This window comes from Mesorhizobium sp. M2C.T.Ca.TU.002.02.1.1 (assembly GCF_003997225.1).
Genome location: NZ_RZTO01000789.1, coordinates 1 through 2,806, shown reverse-complemented (window position 1 = coordinate 2,806; position 2,806 = coordinate 1). Strand labels below are relative to the sequence as shown.

The 2,806-nt window shown below is 65.7% G+C and carries 3 protein-coding genes; all 3 read left to right on the top strand.

Features of this window, described 5'->3' with window-relative positions; all coding sequences use genetic code 11:
- Positions 1-328: 328 nt before the first annotated feature.
- Positions 329-679 carry a RidA family protein gene (locus tag EOD07_RS29445; RefSeq protein ID WP_095815380.1) on the top strand — a complete coding sequence of 117 codons (351 nt, stop codon included), beginning with the start codon at positions 329-331 and terminating at the stop codon, positions 677-679.
- 22 nt (positions 680-701) lie between these two features.
- Positions 702-2,132 (top strand): dihydropyrimidinase, encoded by a 1,431-nt coding sequence (gene hydA, locus EOD07_RS29440; RefSeq protein ID WP_127237841.1) that lies wholly within the window; start codon positions 702-704, stop codon positions 2,130-2,132.
- Positions 2,117-2,806: nitrilase-related carbon-nitrogen hydrolase (locus EOD07_RS29435; RefSeq protein ID WP_127237840.1), on the top strand; the 690-nt coding region annotated here is incomplete at its 3' end. The genes hydA and EOD07_RS29435, both read left to right, overlap by 16 nt.

Here is a 2,806-nt window from a genome sequence, read left to right as displayed (position 1 = left end):
AAGCAAGGCAGATGCCGACCATGATCGGCAGCATGGCGCGGGAGCGCTCTGCATTGTGCCAAAGCCTCATCGCGGATTGAGCGATCGACCTCATGAATGCGGCTGCAGCGGCTCCCTGGCGGCACCGTTGACCGACGGCAGCCCGGGCAGAAGCTACACTTTGCAGCGATTGCCACAAACGAAGATTGACGCGGCTATGGCTTAAATTTTTTTGGCCATGCCGGCAAAGGAAAGCGGTGTCGCGGCGCGGCGCAGGCTTTACAGCGGTTTTGCACCCTCCTTACCATAGGCAAAAGCAAGAACCTGAGAACCAGCGGAAGGGAACAGCATGACGATCGAACGCCTCGAAAACGGCCAGCGCTTCTGCCGGGTGCTCCGCTACAACGGCACCGTCTATGTGGCTGGCCTGACCGCGGATGACCTTTCCGGCGACACCACCAGCCAGACCAAGCAGATCCTGGCCAAGATCGATGCGCTTCTCGCCAAGGCCGGCAGCGACAAGTCGAAGCTGCTCAGCGCGCAGATCTGGCTCCGCGACATCGCCGATTTCGAGATGATGAACGCCGCCTGGGACGCCTGGATCGACAGGAGCGCCATGCCGGTGCGCGCCACGGTGGAAGCGCGGCTTGCCGGCGACCAGTATCGTGTCGAGATCATGGTGACGGCGGCGGTCGGCTGAGCCGGCCGGCGAGGGTACGCCAATGCATGAGCTGGTGATCAAGGGCGGGCGCGTGGCGCTCGACGACGGCTGGGCCGAGTGCGACATCGGCATCGATGGCGGCCGGATCGCCGCCATCGGCAAAAGCCTGTCCGGACAGGAGTCGATCGATGCCGGCGGCCGCTGGGTCATGCCCGGCGGCATCGACGCGCATTGCCATCTCGACCAGCCGGTCTGGGGCGGTGCCGGCAATGCCGACGATTTCCAGTCCGGCACGATCTCAGCGGCATTCGGCGGCACGACCTGCATCGTCCCGTTCGGCATGCCTGGACAGGACATGACCACAGTCGGTGCCATCGACCGGGCGCTGGAGCGCGCCGCGGGCCGCGCCGTGATCGACTATGGGCTGCATGCCGTGGTGACCATGGGCACCGGCGCGGATGTCGAGGCCCAGCTTGAGGCGCTTGCCGGGCGCGGCATCGCGTCGGTCAAGCTGTTCATGACCTATCAGGGTTTTGCCGTCGATGACGACCTGTTCTTCAAGGTCCTCGATACGGCGCGGCGGCTGGGCTGGATCGTCATGGTCCATGCCGAGAACGACGCCGCCATCCGGCGCACGCGGCAGCGGCTCATCGATCTCGGCCGGACCGATATCCGCTACCATGTCGTTGCCCACAGCGAGACGATGGAGCGCGAGGCGACGCATCGCGCTTTGGCCTTCGCCGAGATGACCGGCGCGCGGATGACCATCGTGCATGTGTCGTCCTGGCAGTCGGCGGAGGAGGTGGCACGGGCGAAGTCGCGCGGGGTCGCCGCCATCGCGGAAACCTGTCCGCAATATCTTTTCCTGGGCGCTGCCGATCTCGACCGCGAGGCAGTCGATGCGGCGCGCTTCGTCTTCTCGCCACCGCCGCGCTCGCCGCGCAGCCATGAGCATCTGTGGCAGGATCTGATCGATGGCGGCATCGATCTGTGGTCGTCGGATCATTCGCCATATTATTTCGCCGACAAGATCGGGCACTCCGAGACGCCCGGTTTCACCACGACGCTGAGCGGCGTTCCCGGCATCGAGACGCGCCTGCCGTTGCTGTTCTCGGAAGGGCTGTTCACCGGCCGCCTGACGCTCGAACGCTATCTGGACCTCACCGCGCGCAACGCCGCCTCGATCTATGGCTTCGCCGATCGCAAGGGCAGCATCGCCGTCGGGCTCGACGCGGATCTGGCGCTGTGGGATCCGACAGCGCGATGGACGCTCGGACACAAGGTGCTGCATTCGCGCGTCGATTTCACACCCTACGAGGGCAAGATGGTCACCGGCAGACCGACGACCGTTCTGGTGCGTGGCGTGCCTGTCGTCGCCGACGGCAAGCTGCAGGCCGAACCGGGGTTCGGGCGCTTCGTAGCGCGCCATGCGGCCGATCCGGCGCTTTCCAAAAAACCAGTCGAGGATTGGACGCCATGGCTCGATGCCTGACCATCGCCGTTTGCCAGACCGGGCCGATCCGGCGCAGCGCCGCGCGCGCCGAGACGGTCGGGCGCCTGGTGCATCTGCTCGAGAAGGCTGCGGCTGCCGGCGCCGAGATCGCGGTGTTTCCGGAGATGGCGCTGACCACTTTCTTCCCGCGCTGGCGCATCGACGACCAGGCCGAGATCGATGCCTTCTTCGAGGCCTCGATGCCGGGACCGGAAACGCAGCGGCTCTATGACGCCGCCGCGCGCCTGAAGGTCGGCTTTGCGCTCGGCTATTGCGAGCTTACGCAGGAAAACGGCCGCACGCGCCATTTCAACACGATGGACTTGGTCGGGCCGGACGGCGCCTTCATCGGCCGCTATCGCAAGATGCATGTGCCGGGCTCGAGCGAGCCGGAAGCGGGCACGACCACGCATCTCGAACGGCGTTACTTCGAACCGGGCAATCTCGGCTTCCCGGTCTTCGACTATCGCGGCGTCCGCGTCGGTTTGGCCATCTGCAACGACCGCCGCTGGCCGGAGACCTATCGCATGCTCTGCCTCAACGGCGCCGAGGTGGCGCTGCTCGGCTACAACACGCCGTTGCTGCTCGACGAAGCGCCGGCGCTGGCGCATCTGAGGATGTTCCACAACCATCTGCCGATGCAGGCCGGCGCTTACCAGAACACGCTCTGGATC